The organism is Chryseobacterium formosum (assembly GCF_026460885.1).
GTDB lineage: Bacteria > Bacteroidota > Bacteroidia > Flavobacteriales > Weeksellaceae > Chryseobacterium > Chryseobacterium formosus.
Genome location: NZ_JAOVZW010000009.1, coordinates 40,879 through 56,367 on the forward strand (window position 1 = coordinate 40,879; position 15,489 = coordinate 56,367).

Genomic DNA, 15,489 nt, shown 5'->3' on the forward strand with positions numbered 1-15,489 from the left:
ACAATTCAATTACCAAGTAAAACAGACAATTCACAGATAACCCTTATTTTTGTAAAATGAACTATTCATCGGAGCTTAAAAAAATCGTAACCAGTCAATATGTGTATTCTTCCATAAGAATTACATTGGCAACGGTGATTCCGTGTTTAGTACTCTCCTACTTTGGTTTGCTTAAAGATTATTTTCTTTTCCCTTTAGGAACAAGTTTTGTCGCATTGACAGATCAACCCGGACCATTTATCAGACGTCGAAATTCACTTACATTTGCGATTTTCTGCTTCGTAGTAGTTGCTTTAATTGCAAGTCTGGTGAAAGGCATCATTCCGCTTGTACTTTTAGAAATTGTTGCTTTCGGAATGTTTTTCTCCCTAATCGGAGTTTACGGACAAAGATTAGCGGCAGTTGGTTCTTTAGCATTGGTTGTTTTAGCCATCTTTATTGACGGACATTTAACTGGTGCAAATATTTTCAAAAGTTTACTCATTTTCGCAGCAGGATGTATTTGGTTTTTGTTGATTTTCCTTATTGTCACAACGATTCAGCCTTACAAATTAGCGAGTCAGATGATTGGGGAAAATTATCTTCAGTTGGCAGAATTTCTTAGAATTAAAGCTAATTATTATCAGAAAAACCCAGATTTCGACAAATTAAGTTTACAGATAATCGGAAAACAGGTAGGAATTAAAAACCTTCAGGAAGAAACCCGTGAAACTGTTTTTAAAACCAGAACTATCGTTAATGAATCAACCACAATAAGCCGATTATTAATGTTGATGTTCTTAAATTCAATGGATCTTCATGAAAAACTGATGACTTCTGAAAGTGATTACAAAAAACTCCAGGAAAGCTTTGAAGACACTGAAATTTTAGTTCAAATTCATGATTATTTAAATATTCTCTCCGAAGAAATTGCCAACATTGGAATTTCATTACAAAGCAGTACTCGAGCAAGACCTATTTCCAATTTGGATGTTCATGAGCATGAATTAAATGTTCATTATTTTGAATTGAGAAATAAACAAATGACTCCCGAAAATCTAGAAAATTTCATGATTTTGCGTCAGATTATGATGCGTATCAGCGAAATCACAAAAGAGATTAACGAGATCTATAAAGTGTTTTCTCAGAATGTAAAATTGGCAAAAAGTCTTTCTACAGGTTTAGATTTAAAAAAATTTATGCCTAATGAAGAAAAAATTAATTTTAAAGTTTTAAAAAGTAATATTTCACTTACCTCATCTCATTTTCGTCATGCGATAAGAATTACGGTTGCGCTTTTGTTAGGTTATTTGGTTTCTCTCCTTCCGTTTGTGGAAATTGGTCATACCTATTGGATTTTAATTACCATTGTTGCCATTTTAAAACCAGCCTACTCGATTACCAAACAAAGAAATCTGCTGCGTTTTTACGGAACTGTTGCAGGAGCAGTTATTGCATATGCTTTGCTGCATTTTATTCACATTAATGCAATTCTTTTCGCCATTCTTTTACTGAGCATGATTTTGTGTTTCAGTTTGCTTAAAGGGCGATATTTTTGGGCAGTATTATTTATGACAATGTATGTTTTCATGAGTTTTAATTTTTTAAATCCAGGAAACGTCAATGTTATTTTTAAAGACAGAATTGTAGATACAATTATTGCCGGCGTTATTGCGTTTCTTGTTTCTTATATTGTACTTCCGGTTTGGGAACATACGCAGAATTTAGATTTAATGAAGAAATCGGCGGAGTCTAATCTCACTTATTTTCATAGTGTGATGTCTAAATTTTTAAATGAAAATTTCAACATTGAAGATTATAAAGTGAAGCGTAAAAATGCTATTATTTCTTTAGCCAATCTTTCGGATAATTTTCAGAGGATGATTTCTGATCCTAAAAATCAGCAGAAAAAACTGGAAGTTGTGCATCAATTTGTGGCAACTTCACATTTGATTACCGCTTATACTGCTTCCTTATCTCAGTATGCGAAAAGCAATCAGGAATATCCTGAAATTGATTCTGAAAGTTGGAGTAAAAAAATTGAATCTGAAATGAATCAGGTTTCAGCAATTCTGAATGGCGATAAAATCACAGAAACGTTGAGAATGGACAGTCGTCTCGAACCAGAAGATTCGTCAATTGAAGATATGCTTCATAAGAGAAAAACCGAACTTCTGGAAAATGAACATTACGACACAAGAGATCCTAATAAAATCTCGCATTTAACTGAATTGAAAAATATTCACGATGTTTTGGAACTGATTTATGATGTCGCCAAAGAACAGCGAAAAGTAATCGAAAAGTACCGAAACGAAGAAGCTATTCCTCCACAATCGTAAAACAATAATCGTCAAAAAATTTCACTCTTGCTTTCAACTCATCTGAAATTTGATCATCATGCACTCTGCAACTGATGTCAAAAAGATGTTTAAGCTCAAAAGGTTTTACTTCATAATGCTTTTTCAGCGACCAATGCTTTGAATGATGAATTTTATACATACTTTCTTTCACGCTCCAGATAATTGTATAAAAGATAACTTCCGTATCAAAAGGAATAAACCCACGCTCATTTTCATAGGTGAATTTATCAATAACCCTTAAAATTTTAGGATTAAATTTTTCAATATCAATTCCGATTTTATTTTTTGAAATGGCAATCGCAGCAAACGGATAAGAATGCGTAATAGAAATTTCTGCATCCTTCGGAAACAAATAAGGTTCTCTTTCTTTATAAAGAATTTTAGAATGTGGTTTTAAACTTTTCAAAAGCTTTCTGACCATTAAAACCTCCAACAATTTTTTCGGATGATAATCTTTTACTTTTTCGGCATTTTCAGGCTCTAAAAGCTCATCAATATTCAATTCATCATTCTCATCATATTTCCAGACAAGAATAGTTGCGTTATCATCAGAAAAATCTCGGTAAAGAGGCATTGGTTTGATTTATTAGGTAAAAATAGCAATTTTTTAAAGCTTCACAAGAATACAATAAAAACAAAAAATAGCCCAAAAGGGTGATTGTACAGGTTAAATCAAGATAATACCTTTATTAAAACTATAAAACCTATAGACATGGATCGAAGAAAATTTTTAAGAAAAACATCATCTGGTGCTTTAGCGGCTGCATTGCTTCCTTTATTATCGTTTAAAGAGAGTTCTCTAAGTAAAAAAGATCAATATACTGTAAGAGAATTATATAAAAAAAATGATAAAGAATGGCTTATTTCTATCATAATCATTCCCGATATTCTCATTCAATTTAAAGAATCTGGTGACGAAAATAAGGAAGTAGTCATTGAATCTTTTGACGAGACATCAATCCCTTCTTACTATAAGATATTAGCACTTACAGAAAAAACAGTTGATGGTAAAAACCTGCATTTTTTATCATGCAGATTACAAAATGACAAGACAACTTCTGAAAATTACAATTTTGCCAAAGAACTTTTTGGTAAACAAGTCGAAATCGAAATTCACGACAAATGCCACGCCGTTATCAGAAATGAAAAGATGGATCTGAAAATTAATCTGGGATTTGAAAAGACTAGCGAGTCACAATGTTTTTTAACATCCGCTTGTGTTTTTCATAAAAATCTTCCGGATGATTGTTATGAGTTAACAACTTTGAGAGCCTTGCGAGAAAATGTAATGAAACCTCATTCTGAGTATCAAAAACTAATCTCAGAATATAATATTATTGCACCGCAAATGCTTGTAAAAATAAATAAGGCTTCAAATAAGAATGAAATATTAGATTATATTTATTCACATTTAGTACTTCCATCGATTTCATTAATAGAATCAGGAAAAAATGAAGAAGCAATCGAATACTACGGAAATTTCGTCAATGAAATGAAATATCTTTACCTGTAAAATCAATCCAACAAAAAAGCTCAGTCTATAAAACTGAGCTTTTTTATTATTTAGCTTGGTGATTCTGATCGTTTCTATGTTCCATAATTTCAAGATTCTCATCTACGAAATAAGCGCTTCCGAAACCGTTTACATAAGCACCTTTCACAGGATGAAGTCCGATTAAGATAAAATCTTTCATTTCAGAAATTACATCAACTACTTTACCGTGAGTTTCTTTTAATTGACCAACAACAGTATTCCAAGTTTCAGAATCTCTTTCAACCTGAGAAGTTGAAGCCTCAATAGTCAATCTTTCTCTTGCATAAATCTGTTTTGTAGCAGATTCATCTTCGATGAACATCATAGAAGTTTTTCTTCCGTCTGCAAGATTCTTTGTATGTTTTGCCATAAAAGAAACCAAAATATAAAATGTATTTTCTACTTGTACAAAAGGTGCATAACTAGAGTTTGGCGTTCCTTCCGCATCTACTGTTGCTAAAATGATGCTTTTCGTTCTTTCTACTAATTCTTTTACTTTTGGAGCAAGAGGTTTTGCCTGTCTTTGAGCTTCTTCTTGTGTATGATTCATAATTAAGATTTATTATACCACAAAAATACGTTAATTAGATTTAAAACAAATAAAATTAAGACTGTAAAATCTCATATTTGAAATTTTTTAAGCGTTTTTTTATCTAAACTATATGTTGTAATTTTGCATTTTAAATATTTGAATTTAAATCATTCATTAAGATATGAGTACAACAACACAATACGTTCCTTATAAAGTTAAGGACATTTCCCTAGCAGAATGGGGAAGAAAAGAAATTACTTTGGCTGAAGCTGAAATGCCTGGGTTGATGTCAATCCGTGAAGAATTCGGACCGTCTCAACCATTGAAAGGAGCAAGAATTGCAGGATGTCTTCACATGACCATCCAAACTGCAGTTTTGATCGAAACTTTGGTTGCTTTAGGAGCTGATGTTACTTGGTCTTCTTGTAATATTTTCTCTACTCAGGATCACGCTGCTGCTGCTATTGCCGCTGCAGGAATTCCTGTTTACGCTTGGAAAGGTCTTAACGAAGAAGAATTTGATTGGTGTATCGAGCAAACTTTATTCTTCGGTGAAGATAGAAAACCATTAAACATGATTTTGGATGATGGTGGAGATTTGACGAACATGGTTTTCGACAGATACCCTGAATTCACAAAAGATATCAAAGGACTTTCTGAAGAGACTACTACAGGCGTTCACAGATTGTACGAAAGAATGAAAAACGGAACTTTGGTAATGCCTGCAATCAACGTAAATGATTCAGTTACTAAATCTAAGTTTGACAACAAATATGGTTGTAAAGAATCTGCAGTAGATGCTGTAAGAAGAGCAACTGACATCATGTTGGCTGGAAAAAGAGTTGTAGTTTGCGGATACGGTGACGTTGGTAAAGGTACGGCTGCTTCTTTCAGAGGAGCTGGTTCTATTGTTACTGTAACTGAAATCGATCCAATTTGTGCGCTTCAAGCTGCAATGGACGGTTTTGAAGTAAAAAGATTAGATACTGTTGTTGATAATGCTGATATCGTAATCACTACGACTGGTAACTTCAACATCGTAAGAAAAGAGCATTTCTTAAAATTAAAAGATAAAGCGATCGTTTGTAACATTGGTCACTTCGATAACGAAATCGATATGGCTTGGTTGAACGAAAACTATGGTCATACAAAATCTGAGGTTAAGCCACAAGTTGACATCTATACTTTGGAAGAAGGTAAAGAAGTGATTATCCTTGCTGAAGGTAGATTGGTAAATCTTGGTTGTGCAACTGGTCACCCATCTTTTGTAATGTCTAACTCTTTCTCTAACCAAACTTTAGCTCAAATCGAACTTTGGACTAATTCTGAAGCTTATGGAAATGAAGTTTATATGTTGCCTAAGCATTTAGATGAAAAAGTAGCGGCTTTACACCTTAAGAAATTAAGCGTTGAGCTAGAAGTACTTTCTACTAAACAAGCTGAATATATCGGTGTAGATGTGAAAGGACCATACAAGCCTGAATATTACAGATACTAAAAAACTGTCATGCTGAGCTTGTCGAAGCATCTCATATAAAGCAAAATCCCATTATTCTAAATAGTGGGATTTTTTATTGCTAATTCTTTTCAATCTCAATAAGGAATTCTTATTTTTGAACAATTAAAATTTAAAAATGAAAAAGTATTTTTTTCTAAGCTTAATGAGTTCTGTTGTTATTTTTAACAGCTGCAATAGCTCTACAGATGAAAATGAAATGATAACTGATCCTGTAGAACAAAGAATATTGTTAAGCAAAGTCACTACAGTTTATTATGACAATCCAGCAAGTCCTCAAACAACCGTATCAACTCTAGAATATAACAACCAAGGACAATTAACAAAAACCTCTACTGCCGGAAGAAATTCATTCAACGAATATGATACAGCCGGAAAACCTATAAAAACGAATTATTATAAAACTGACGGAACTTTAGAATATTATTCACTTTATACTTATAATGGTGAACAGCTTCAAAACGTTAAAGCAATCTACAGTAATTCTGATTTTAACAGAACATAAATTATACATACAATAATGGTAAAGTTGTTACCTCTACTCTTTGTCAAACAGCAGACTGCAGCAATCCAAGTATATCTTCATATTCTTACAATGGTGACAATATCACGGTAGAAACTTCTGTAACGGGTGGAACTATTTCGTTCTCCAATAAAAGTGAATATTTATATGACAACCAGCTGAATCCTTACACCTACACCAACAAATATTTCAGAATAATGATGGGCGGAGCGTATGCTTTAAGTAAGAACAATTATGCTTCAGAAAAAATGAGCTACAAAGACAGCTCTGGTAATTGGATACAGAATCAACAGGTTATTTATGAAATTCAGTACAACAGCGCTCAATTACCTGTTCAAGTTATTGGAAAAACTACAAGTGGTGCTAGTTTTGTAAAATATAATTACGAATATATCTTACAATAATTGCAACACTATTTTTTGGTTATTTGTATTTTTAATAACCGAATGCAACAAGAAAAAAGAGACCATCAATTTATGATGGTCTCTTTCTATTTATTTAAAAAATATTCCTTAGAATAATTCTTTTCTGATAATGTTCTGACTTCTTTCAGGACCTACAGAAACCAAATAAACATTGATTCCTAAATACTTTTCGATAAACTCGATGTATTTCTGAGCCGTATCAGGAAGTTCGTCATAGCTTCTTACTTTGGTAAGATCTTCTTTCCAACCCGGTAAATCTTGGTAGATTGGCTCGTAGTTGTATAATTTTTCTGTTGAAGAAGTGAAATAATCGATGATTTTTCCGTCCTCCGTTTTGTAATGGGTAACGATTTTCAGGTTTTCAATTCCTGTAAGAACGTCTAATTTTGTAATTACCAAGTTATTGATACCGTTAATCATACAAGCATGTTTCAAAGAAACTAGATCTAACCAACCTGTTCTTCTTGGTCTACCTGTCGTAGCTCCGAATTCACCACCAATTTGTCTGATGCTTTCTCCTAATTCATTGTCTAATTCAGAAGGGAAAGGTCCGTTTCCAACTCTTGTACAGTATGCTTTTGCAACACCGATAAGGTTTTGAAGGGATGTTGGCGGAACTCCTGCTCCTGTACAAACTCCTCCTGTAGATGGAGAAGAAGAAGTTACGTATGGATAAGTTCCGAAATCGATGTCCAACATTAAAGCTTGTGCTCCTTCAAATAAAACATTTTTACCATCTCTGATAGCTTCGTTTAATTCCAATTCCGTATCAACGATTCTGTCTTGAAGCTGTTTTCCGATTTCTAAATATTCGTTGTAAATTTCTTCAACGTCTAATGTCGGTTTTCCGTAATATTTTTCGAAAAGAGAATTCTTAATTTTTAAGTTTTTCTCGATTTTGTCTCTTAAAATCTCAGGATTCAGAAGGTCGATCATTCTGATACCAACTCTTGCAATTTTGTCTTCATAGCAAGGTCCGATCCCTTTTTTCGTCGTTCCGATCTGCGTTCCTCCGTGCTCTTCTTCACGGTAAGTATCCAAAAGAATGTGGTAAGGCATGATAACATGCGCTCTTCTGCTGATGAAAATGTGATCAGTTCTCATGTTTTTGCTTTCGATCTGATTCACCTCCTTAATGAAAGATTTAGGATTTACCACTACACCATTGGCAATGATACACTTCCCTTTGCACTGAAGAACTCCCGATGGAAGAAGGTGCAAAACGAATTTTTCATCGCCTACATAAACCGTATGACCAGCGTTGTCCCCTCCCTGGAAACGTACAACGTAATCCGATTTTGCCGATAAAACATCCGTGATTTTTCCTTTACCTTCATCTCCATACTGAAGACCTACAACTACGTAAGTTGACATATTTTACTTTTATTTTAGATTCATGCAAAATTACTTTTAAAAAATTGGGTGGGCAAATTTGAGGGGGATTTTATTTTTGGGTGGGTGGAAATCATGTGGTTGAAAACAACATTTAATAACTTATCTGATTTATTTTTAAATTTAAAAAAATAAAAATATGGAAGAATTAAATGTAATTAATGATGAATTTAATAATGGCTATTTTGAACTAAATGAAGAATTAATTCATTTACTTAACCAAGACGATTTAAATGGAAGCATCAATAATGTACTTATTGGAATTAATCAGGAATGTTTTGGTGTAAGATTATTTGAAGAAGAAGATATTATCATCGAATTATTTTATATAACTTATAACCAAAAACCAGAAGGAGATCTTATTAGGATAAATCTCAATAGCAAATTTTACGCTTTAATTTTACTGAGATTCTGTTCAATTTTAGAAATGAAACACAAACTCATTAAAGAAATAGACACTTTTAACACCTTTCAAAAGTATTTAAGAACGGTATTAGAAAAGGACAAACATTTCACTATAACAAATCTTGAATTGAAAGAGTGGATGGAAGATGGAAAAGAGGGAACCATCATAAACACATTTTACAAATCAATTAAAGTAATCGAAATGATTCCGAAAGTTGAATTTTTAAGATCAATTTTCAACAACAATTATAATATTTTTAATGAAGAACACAAAAGTGAATACATTTATTTAATGGTAAATAAAGAAACCTCTTTAATAAAGATCGGCTTTAGCAAACAGCCAATTTTTAGAGAAAAAACTTTACAATCCAAAGAACCGGAAATTTTTAGAATTGCTTGTTGGAAAGCACAACGTTCTGTGGAAACTGAATTACATAGAAAATATAAAGAAAAAAGAGTGAGAGGAGAATACTTTAAATTAAACTTAAAAGACTCATTCTGAATGTAGCAAAGCGAAATGAAGAATCTAAAAACGATGAGATTCTTCACTCCATTCCATTTCGTTCAGAATGACAACTTAAAACTATTTAAATTTTCAGAGCAAAACCTCACTCCTCACCCCAATCTCCTCCAAAAACACCCCATCATGCGAAATCATCACCAAAGTTCCATGATAATCCTTAATAGAATTTGTCAGAATTTCCACATTTTGAAGATCTAAATTATTGGTCGGTTCATCGAGAATAATCATATCGGGAGCTTTATTGCTGATGGAAAGTCCGCACAGAAGAAGTCGTAGACGTTCTCCTCCACTCAGAACATCGCACTTTTTGTCCCAACTTTCCTTTCCGAACAAAAATCTTGACAATAAGGTTTTCACTTCAGATTCCTGCATTGCATTATCGTTGAACTGTTGGGCAAAATCATAAACTGTCGCCTGTTTATCAATCAAAGAATATTCCTGATCAATATAAATCGTCTGAAAATCCGACCTCGAAATTGTTCCGACAGAAGGTTGTAAATTTCCCAACAACAGCTTAATCAAAGTCGTTTTTCCTGAACCGTTCGAACCTTTAATCGAAATTCTGTCACCACTTCGGATTTCAAGATTGAGATTTTCTTTCCAAAGATTTTCTTCGTCATATATAAAATTAATTTCCTCCGCCGAAATCAAAATTTTTCCTGAATGCAGATTCGAATCATTAAAATTCACTTTCATCTGATCCGTATTTCTCACCGACGAACGCAAATCCCGCAAATCTCCCGAAATATCATTGATTTTCTCGGCATGAACAGACTTTAATTTCGAAGAATTTTTCTCGGCATTATTTCGCAGCGTATTCATCATAATTCTCGCCACACCTGATTTTTCCTGCTTTCCTTTTCCTCGTGCATCGAGTTTTTGCTTTCGTTCGATTGTTTCTCTTTCCTTTTCTTTTGCCTTTTTCAGTGCTCTTTCTTTGGAATGAATATCGTTTTGCAGGGCTTCATTTTCAATTTCTTTTTGTTCGACATAAAAATCATAATTTCCACCGTAAGTCGAAATTCCCTGATTGCTCAATTCAAAAATTGTATCGACCAAATTCAGTAAAGTACGATCATGACTGACAATCACAACCGTCGAATTCGTCTTTTCAATAAAATCATACAATAGATTTCTACCTTCCAAATCAAGATGATTCGTTGGTTCGTCCAACAAAATAATTTCAGGCTGGTTGATCTGAATTCCTGCAAGAAAAACTTTTGTTTTTTGTCCGCCACTCAAACTTTCCAAAGTTTGGTTTAAATCTAAATCTTCAAGTTTCCAATATTGCAAGGCATTTTGACAGCGTTCTTCGATGTCCCAATCGTCATTTAAAATTTCAAAATACATTTCATCTACTTCCCCACTCGTGATTTTCTGAAGAGCTTCTAATTTTTTGTCAATTTTTAAACATTGTGCAATTGTGAGATCATTAAAATTTCCGAACATCTGCGGAACATAGAAAATATCACCCTGAATATTGACGTTTCCTTCTAAAGGTTCAATTTCGTTCGCAATAATTTTCAGCAAAGTAGATTTCCCCATACCGTTACTTCCGACCAAAGCCGAGTTTGTACGAGTTTGTATAGTTAAGTTGATAGAATTAAATAGCAGATTTCCCGCTGGAAACCCAAAGGATATATTTTGTAGAAAAAGCATAATTTCTTTCTTTTAGTTAAATTAAACATGCAATAACATTTTCTGTTATCGCTATTAAATCTGAAAGAAATTGTATCCTACATCCTGGTATTTTGGGTATTATGAGTTGCAAAGATAGTAAAATTAATATTTCATATTTTTTGACAATTAAACATTTGATACTTAAATATAAATACTGACCAATTAGCAAAAGATTTTTAAGTATGGAAATTTCACTTTTCTAAAATTGTAAAACAGCACATTTAATAATTTAAAACAGCACAAATAGATTTAAAAACAAAGGAAAACCTTATTTTTGCGTTATGTTGGATTTACGAACGGTAACGGTCATGCGCTATATTTTGCCACTTCGCGAAGGAGGTTCTCTCCCGGCTTTGGCAGAGGCGGATGACGATTTTAAATATGTTTTGAAATTTCGCGGTGCAGGTCACGGTGTAAAAATGTTGATTTCCGAATTGTTGGGTGGAAAAATCACAGAGGCTTTAGGTTTACCAATTCCAGAGCTGGTTTTTGCAAATTTGGATGTAGATTTTGGGAGAACTGAAGCTGATGAAGAAATTCAGGATTTACTGAAGAATTCTGAAGGTTTAAATTTGGGACTTCATTATCTTTCAGAATCAATTGCATTTGATTCCAGCGTGAAAGTTGATTCACTTTTAGCATCAAAAATTGTTTGGTTGGACGCTTTTATCACTAACATCGACCGTACTTTCAAGAATACCAATCTCTTAATGTGGCATAAAGAATTGTGGGTGATTGACAATGGAGCATCATTTTATTTCCATCATTCATGGCAGAATTTTGATACAGCAGCAAAAACTCCGTTTAAGTATGTGAAAGACCATGTATTGCTTCCGCAAGCAACAAAATTGGATGAAGCTGATCAGTTTGCGCATGAGGTTTTAAATGAAAATCTTTTCAGAGAAATTGTGAATTTAATTCCACAGGATTGGTTGCATTGGAACGATGCTGAAGAAAATCCGGATGAAATTCGTGAAGTTTATTTTAATTTCCTGAAAACGCGATTAGAAAATTCTCAAATCTTTGTAAACGAAGCCAAAAATGCAAGAGGATAAAATATACGAATATGCCGTAATACGCTTGGTACCAAAGGTTGAGAGAGAAGAATTTTTCAATATCGGCTTGGTGATGTTTTCGAAAAGAGAAAAATTTATTAAAGTTGAATTTTATCTTTGTCCGGATAAATTTAAGCTGATGCACAGCAAATTGGATTACGAAGATGTCATTAAAAATCTTGAAAGTTTTAAAAATATCGCAGAAGGAAAAAAAGAAGGTGGCCCGATTGCTCAACTTGAAATCCCAGACAGATTCCGTTGGTTGACGGCGGTGAGAAGTGCTGTTGTACAAACTTCAAGACCTCATCCGGGGAAATCTAAAAATCTGGAGCTGACTTTTGGTAAACTTTTTGAAGAATTGGTAAAGTAGCAAACCAAACAATATTTTATGAGATTATTAAACTCAAATACAACGAATGATAGGTTTTTAAAGAACCTATTTTTTTTATTCTTATTAACAATTTCCACACTTGGATTTTCACAAAAACAGAAAAGCACAATTCTTTTTGAGCATGCAAATGTTTCAGAAAATATTGTTTACAAAACCGAAGAAAGCGGAAAGGAAATCAAACTGGATATTTACCGTCCGAAAAATTCAGAAGACAAAAAACTTCCCGTTGTGATGTATGTTCATGGCGGAGCTTGGGTGGAAGGTGATAAAGTGATTTTTGCTGATAATTATGTGGAAAGTACCATTTTAAAACTTTTAGAAAAAAACTATGCAGTCATCAGTATCAATTACCGTCTCGTAAGCGAAACTGTTCACTTTCCGGCTCCGATTCAAGATACAAAAGATGCGGTGCGATGGGTTCGTAAAAATGCAGAGCAATACAATTTAGATGAAAACAATATCGGAATGTGGGGAGTTTCTGCGGGAGCACATCTTTCGCTTTTGAGTGCCTATACAGAAGACAAAGATTTTGTGGGTGACACGCAACTTTCGCAATATTCGGCTAAAGTAAATTATGTTGTTGATAATTTCGGGCCGGTTGATATGAACAGACTGCTGCATACAAGAGCTCCAAAACCACTTTTGTTGACGGTGGGATTAATTTCAAAAAAAATAATTGATTTAAGAGGAAAACTGATTAAGGGAATTACAGGGTTAGATATCAAGGAAAACAAAAAAGAAGTCGTAGAATTCTGTAAAACCATTTCACCGCTAACTTACACTCAAAATACCGTTCCTACTTTAATTCTTCATGGAAATAAAGATAAAATTGCCCCAATAAGACATTCTAAAAGATTAAACAAAATGCTGAAAAAGCAAAATGCAAATCCTCAATTTATCATCGTTAAAAAAGGGAATCATGGTTTTTATACTATAGATAAATCTTACCAAAATGAACTGAATAATGAAATGGTAAATTTTATTATTTCTCAAACAAAATAAATCTTATTGTTTATCACATCAGTTATATATTTATTAAGAATTTATTCAAAAAGAAGCAATAAATATCACATTATTAATCAGATAATTAAGTTTAAAATTATTACTCAAATTTCATAAATTTGCTAAATTGATATACATATTGAACAATTTTTTATAGAAAATAAGTACCTTGGCCGAATGCTTATATTATTAATAATAAAACAAGCAAAAACCTTAATTATTTATTCATATAAAACAAAATCAATATGGAATTTCTAAATGGAATTAATGCATTAACGCTAGTATTCACTTCACTACTGATTTTTGCGATTGCTTACCGTTTTTACGGAATTTTCCTGGCGAATAAAGTATTGCGCCTGAATGACAAAAATACGACTCCCGCCGTAGAATTTGCCGACGGAAAAGATTATGTTGCTACCAACAAAAATGTACTTTTCGGGCATCATTTTGCTGCAATTGCTGCAGCCGGACCATTAGTAGGACCTGTTCTTGCTGCACAATTCGGTTATCTTCCCGGTGCAATCTGGATTTTGATTGGCTGCGTTTTAGGAGGCGGAGTTCACGATATGGTCGTACTTTTCGCATCCGTGAGACACAAAGGACAAAGCTTGGCAACCATAGCTTCTAAAGAAATCGGAAAAACTACCGGGACAGTCGCTGGTTTTGCTATTTTATTTATTTTAATTTTAACACTTGCCGGACTTTCATTAGCGTGTATTAATGCAATGCATGAAGCTTCTTGGTCACTATTTACAGTTGTAATCACAATGCCGATTGCAATTATTATGGGACTGATTATGCGTTACAGAAAAAATTCGGTAACGTTTGCCAGTATTTTGGGAGGAGTTCTTTTAATTGCAGGAATTATCGGTGGACATAATTTGATGCAAAACGAAACGATGAATAATATGTTCACTTGGGATATCACAACTATATCAATCGCAATTCCTTTGTATGGATTTTTGGCTTCTGTATTGCCAGTTTGGTTACTTTTGGTTCCGAGAGATTATCTTTCAACGTATTTAAAAATTGGAACGATTATTATGTTAGCGATTGGGGTGATTGTGATTCACCCAACCATTCAAATGCCTGCTTTGTCAGAATTTGTCAATGGTGGTGGTCCTGTAATTGGAGGTCCGGTTTTACCATTTATCTTTATTGTAATTGCTTGTGGGGCGATTTCAGGTTTCCATGCAGTAATTGCAACCGGAACTACTCCAAAAATGCTGAACAGAGAAAAAGAAATTCTTTTCGTAGGTTACGGAGCGATGCTTGTGGAAGGTTTTGTAGCTTTAATGGCACTTATCGCAGCTTGTACTTTGATGCCCGGAGATTATTTTGCGATTAATACTCCAAAAGATACGTACGATGCTTTCTTGGCAACACATCCTGGTTTACATGGTGTTGATATTGATTATTTCTCAGAAAGAATAGGGATTGATTTACACGGAAGAACGGGAGGTGCAGTTTCTCTTGCAGTGGGAATGGCGCACATTTTCAATAAAATCCCATACATGGATCAGTTGATGGCCTATTGGTACAACTTTGCAATTATGTTCGAAGCGGTATTTATTTTGACAGCAATCGATGCAGGAACGAGAGTTGGAAGATTCTTTTTACAGGAAATGTTGGGTTCTGTTATTCCAAAATTTAATGATAAAAACTGGACACCGGGAATAATCATCAGCAGTTTACTCTTCACATTTGCTTGGGGATATTTGGTTTTCACAGGAAATGTGAGCAGCATTTGGCCACTTTTCGGAATCAGTAATCAGTTACTCGCAGCTTGTGGATTGATTGTCTGTACGACAATGCTCATCCGATTAAATCGTGGAAAGTATGCACTTTGCTCGGCAATTCCGGGAGTTTTTATGGCCATCATTACTTTTTGGGCAGGTTATATTCAGGTGATGGATATTTATATTCCAAAACAGCAATATTTACTGGCAACTTTGGCTGTTGTAGCGATGGTTTTAATGCTTGTGGTTTTCGCTGGAGCATTCAGAAAATGGTATCAATTGTTACAAGTGAAAACTTCACACACCGATTTCTATGGTGAAAATGTGAAAGAATTAGTGGAAAGGTAAATTTCAACTAAATTATATGATTGAGAGGTACAGTATTTTGCTGTGCCTCTTTATTTTTTGAAGTTTCGGGGGGGGGGGGTTGGGC

14 protein-coding genes are annotated in these 15,489 nt (G+C 33.8%); 10 read left to right on the forward strand and 4 right to left on the reverse strand.

From position 1 onward, the window contains the following. Positions 1-56 precede the first annotated feature (56 nt). Positions 57-2,318: an FUSC family protein gene (locus OF897_RS08635; RefSeq protein WP_267265296.1), complete on the forward strand. Its 2,262-nt coding sequence runs from the start codon at positions 57-59 to the stop codon at positions 2,316-2,318. On the opposite strand, the gene OF897_RS08640 is transcribed toward OF897_RS08635, so the two are convergent. Then, positions 2,299-2,913 carry a 4'-phosphopantetheinyl transferase family protein gene (locus OF897_RS08640; protein ID WP_267265297.1) on the reverse strand — a complete coding sequence of 205 codons (615 nt, stop codon included), beginning with the start codon at positions 2,911-2,913 and terminating at the stop codon, positions 2,299-2,301. The genes OF897_RS08635 and OF897_RS08640 overlap by 20 nt on opposite strands. 138 nt (positions 2,914-3,051) lie before the next feature. On the opposite strand from OF897_RS08640, the gene OF897_RS08645 reads away from it, so the two are divergent. After that, positions 3,052-3,852, forward strand: coding sequence for a hypothetical protein (locus OF897_RS08645; protein WP_267265298.1), 801 nt, complete (start codon positions 3,052-3,054; stop codon positions 3,850-3,852). Positions 3,853-3,898: 46 nt separating this feature from the next. Here OF897_RS08645 and OF897_RS08650 read toward each other — a convergent pair whose 3' ends face one another. Further along, positions 3,899-4,423: a HugZ family pyridoxamine 5'-phosphate oxidase gene (locus tag OF897_RS08650; RefSeq protein ID WP_267265299.1), complete on the reverse strand. Its 525-nt coding sequence runs from the start codon at positions 4,421-4,423 to the stop codon at positions 3,899-3,901. 163 nt (positions 4,424-4,586) lie between these two features. Here OF897_RS08650 and ahcY point away from each other — a divergent pair, with 163 nt between their 5' ends. The 3 genes from ahcY (at position 4,587) to OF897_RS08665 (ending at position 6,848) form a co-directional block, all read left to right on the forward strand. Beyond that, entirely contained in the window at positions 4,587-5,903 is a 1,317-nt protein-coding gene (gene ahcY / locus OF897_RS08655) for an adenosylhomocysteinase (protein ID WP_267265300.1), read from the forward strand. Positions 5,904-6,039: 136 nt separating this feature from the next. After that, positions 6,040-6,426, forward strand: a complete 387-nt coding sequence (locus OF897_RS08660) for a hypothetical protein (protein ID WP_267265301.1) — start codon at positions 6,040-6,042, stop codon at positions 6,424-6,426. Positions 6,427-6,641: 215 nt separating this feature from the next. Beyond that, a complete protein-coding gene (locus OF897_RS08665) occupies positions 6,642-6,848 on the forward strand; it encodes a hypothetical protein (protein WP_267265302.1) in 207 nt (68 codons plus the stop codon). Between the two features lie 108 nt (positions 6,849-6,956). Here the strand turns inward: OF897_RS08665 and OF897_RS08670 are convergent, their stop codons facing one another. Beyond that, positions 6,957-8,243, reverse strand: a complete 1,287-nt coding sequence (locus OF897_RS08670) for an adenylosuccinate synthase (protein ID WP_267265303.1) — start codon at positions 8,241-8,243, stop codon at positions 6,957-6,959. A gap of 157 nt (positions 8,244-8,400) precedes the next feature. On the opposite strand from OF897_RS08670, the gene OF897_RS08675 reads away from it, so the two are divergent. Beyond that, positions 8,401-9,168, forward strand: a complete 768-nt coding sequence (locus OF897_RS08675; protein ID WP_267265304.1) for a GIY-YIG nuclease family protein — start codon at positions 8,401-8,403, stop codon at positions 9,166-9,168. 93 nt (positions 9,169-9,261) lie between these two features. Here OF897_RS08675 and OF897_RS08680 read toward each other — a convergent pair whose 3' ends face one another. After that, positions 9,262-10,848 carry an ABC-F family ATP-binding cassette domain-containing protein gene (locus tag OF897_RS08680; RefSeq protein ID WP_267265305.1) on the reverse strand — a complete coding sequence of 529 codons (1,587 nt, stop codon included), beginning with the start codon at positions 10,846-10,848 and terminating at the stop codon, positions 9,262-9,264. A gap of 302 nt (positions 10,849-11,150) precedes the next feature. Between OF897_RS08680 and OF897_RS08685 the strand changes: the two genes are divergently transcribed. The 4 genes from OF897_RS08685 (at position 11,151) to OF897_RS08700 (ending at position 15,404) form a co-directional block, all read left to right on the forward strand. Then, the gene (locus OF897_RS08685) at positions 11,151-11,924 is read left to right on the forward strand and encodes a HipA family kinase (protein ID WP_267265306.1); all 774 of its coding nucleotides are present in this window, start codon (positions 11,151-11,153) and stop codon (positions 11,922-11,924) included. Beyond that, positions 11,911-12,294 carry a DUF3037 domain-containing protein gene (locus tag OF897_RS08690; RefSeq protein ID WP_267265307.1) on the forward strand — a complete coding sequence of 128 codons (384 nt, stop codon included), beginning with the start codon at positions 11,911-11,913 and terminating at the stop codon, positions 12,292-12,294. The genes OF897_RS08685 and OF897_RS08690 overlap by 14 nt, the downstream gene beginning before the upstream one ends. Before the next feature lie 18 nt (positions 12,295-12,312). Next, entirely contained in the window at positions 12,313-13,317 is a 1,005-nt protein-coding gene (locus tag OF897_RS08695; RefSeq protein ID WP_267265308.1) for an alpha/beta hydrolase, read from the forward strand. 245 nt (positions 13,318-13,562) lie between these two features. Beyond that, positions 13,563-15,404 carry a carbon starvation CstA family protein gene (locus OF897_RS08700; RefSeq protein WP_267265309.1) on the forward strand — a complete coding sequence of 614 codons (1,842 nt, stop codon included), beginning with the start codon at positions 13,563-13,565 and terminating at the stop codon, positions 15,402-15,404. The last annotated feature ends 85 nt before the right edge of the window (positions 15,405-15,489 follow it).

Bases quoted from the DNA above. Each gene is read 5' to 3' on its own strand.
- OF897_RS08700 (WP_267265309.1), top strand. From the start codon at position 13,563: ATGGAATTTCTAAATGGAATTAATGCATTAACGCTAGTATTCACTTCA.
- OF897_RS08645 (WP_267265298.1), top strand. From the start codon at position 3,052: ATGGATCGAAGAAAATTTTTAAGAAAAACATCATCTGGTGCTTTAGCG.
- OF897_RS08695 (WP_267265308.1), top strand. From the start codon at position 12,313: ATGAGATTATTAAACTCAAATACAACGAATGATAGGTTTTTAAAGAAC.
- OF897_RS08640 (WP_267265297.1), bottom strand. From the start codon at position 2,913: ATGCCTCTTTACCGAGATTTTTCTGATGATAACGCAACTATTCTTGTC.
- OF897_RS08685 (WP_267265306.1), top strand. From the start codon at position 11,151: ATGTTGGATTTACGAACGGTAACGGTCATGCGCTATATTTTGCCACTT.
- OF897_RS08635 (WP_267265296.1), top strand. From the start codon at position 57: ATGAACTATTCATCGGAGCTTAAAAAAATCGTAACCAGTCAATATGTG.
- OF897_RS08690 (WP_267265307.1), top strand. From the start codon at position 11,911: ATGCAAGAGGATAAAATATACGAATATGCCGTAATACGCTTGGTACCA.
- OF897_RS08680 (WP_267265305.1), bottom strand. From the start codon at position 10,848: ATGCTTTTTCTACAAAATATATCCTTTGGGTTTCCAGCGGGAAATCTG.
- OF897_RS08660 (WP_267265301.1), top strand. From the start codon at position 6,040: ATGAAAAAGTATTTTTTTCTAAGCTTAATGAGTTCTGTTGTTATTTTT.
- OF897_RS08665 (WP_267265302.1), top strand. From the start codon at position 6,642: ATGATGGGCGGAGCGTATGCTTTAAGTAAGAACAATTATGCTTCAGAA.
- OF897_RS08670 (WP_267265303.1), bottom strand. From the start codon at position 8,243: ATGTCAACTTACGTAGTTGTAGGTCTTCAGTATGGAGATGAAGGTAAA.
- OF897_RS08650 (WP_267265299.1), bottom strand. From the start codon at position 4,423: ATGAATCATACACAAGAAGAAGCTCAAAGACAGGCAAAACCTCTTGCT.
- ahcY (WP_267265300.1), top strand. From the start codon at position 4,587: ATGAGTACAACAACACAATACGTTCCTTATAAAGTTAAGGACATTTCC.
- OF897_RS08675 (WP_267265304.1), top strand. From the start codon at position 8,401: ATGGAAGAATTAAATGTAATTAATGATGAATTTAATAATGGCTATTTT.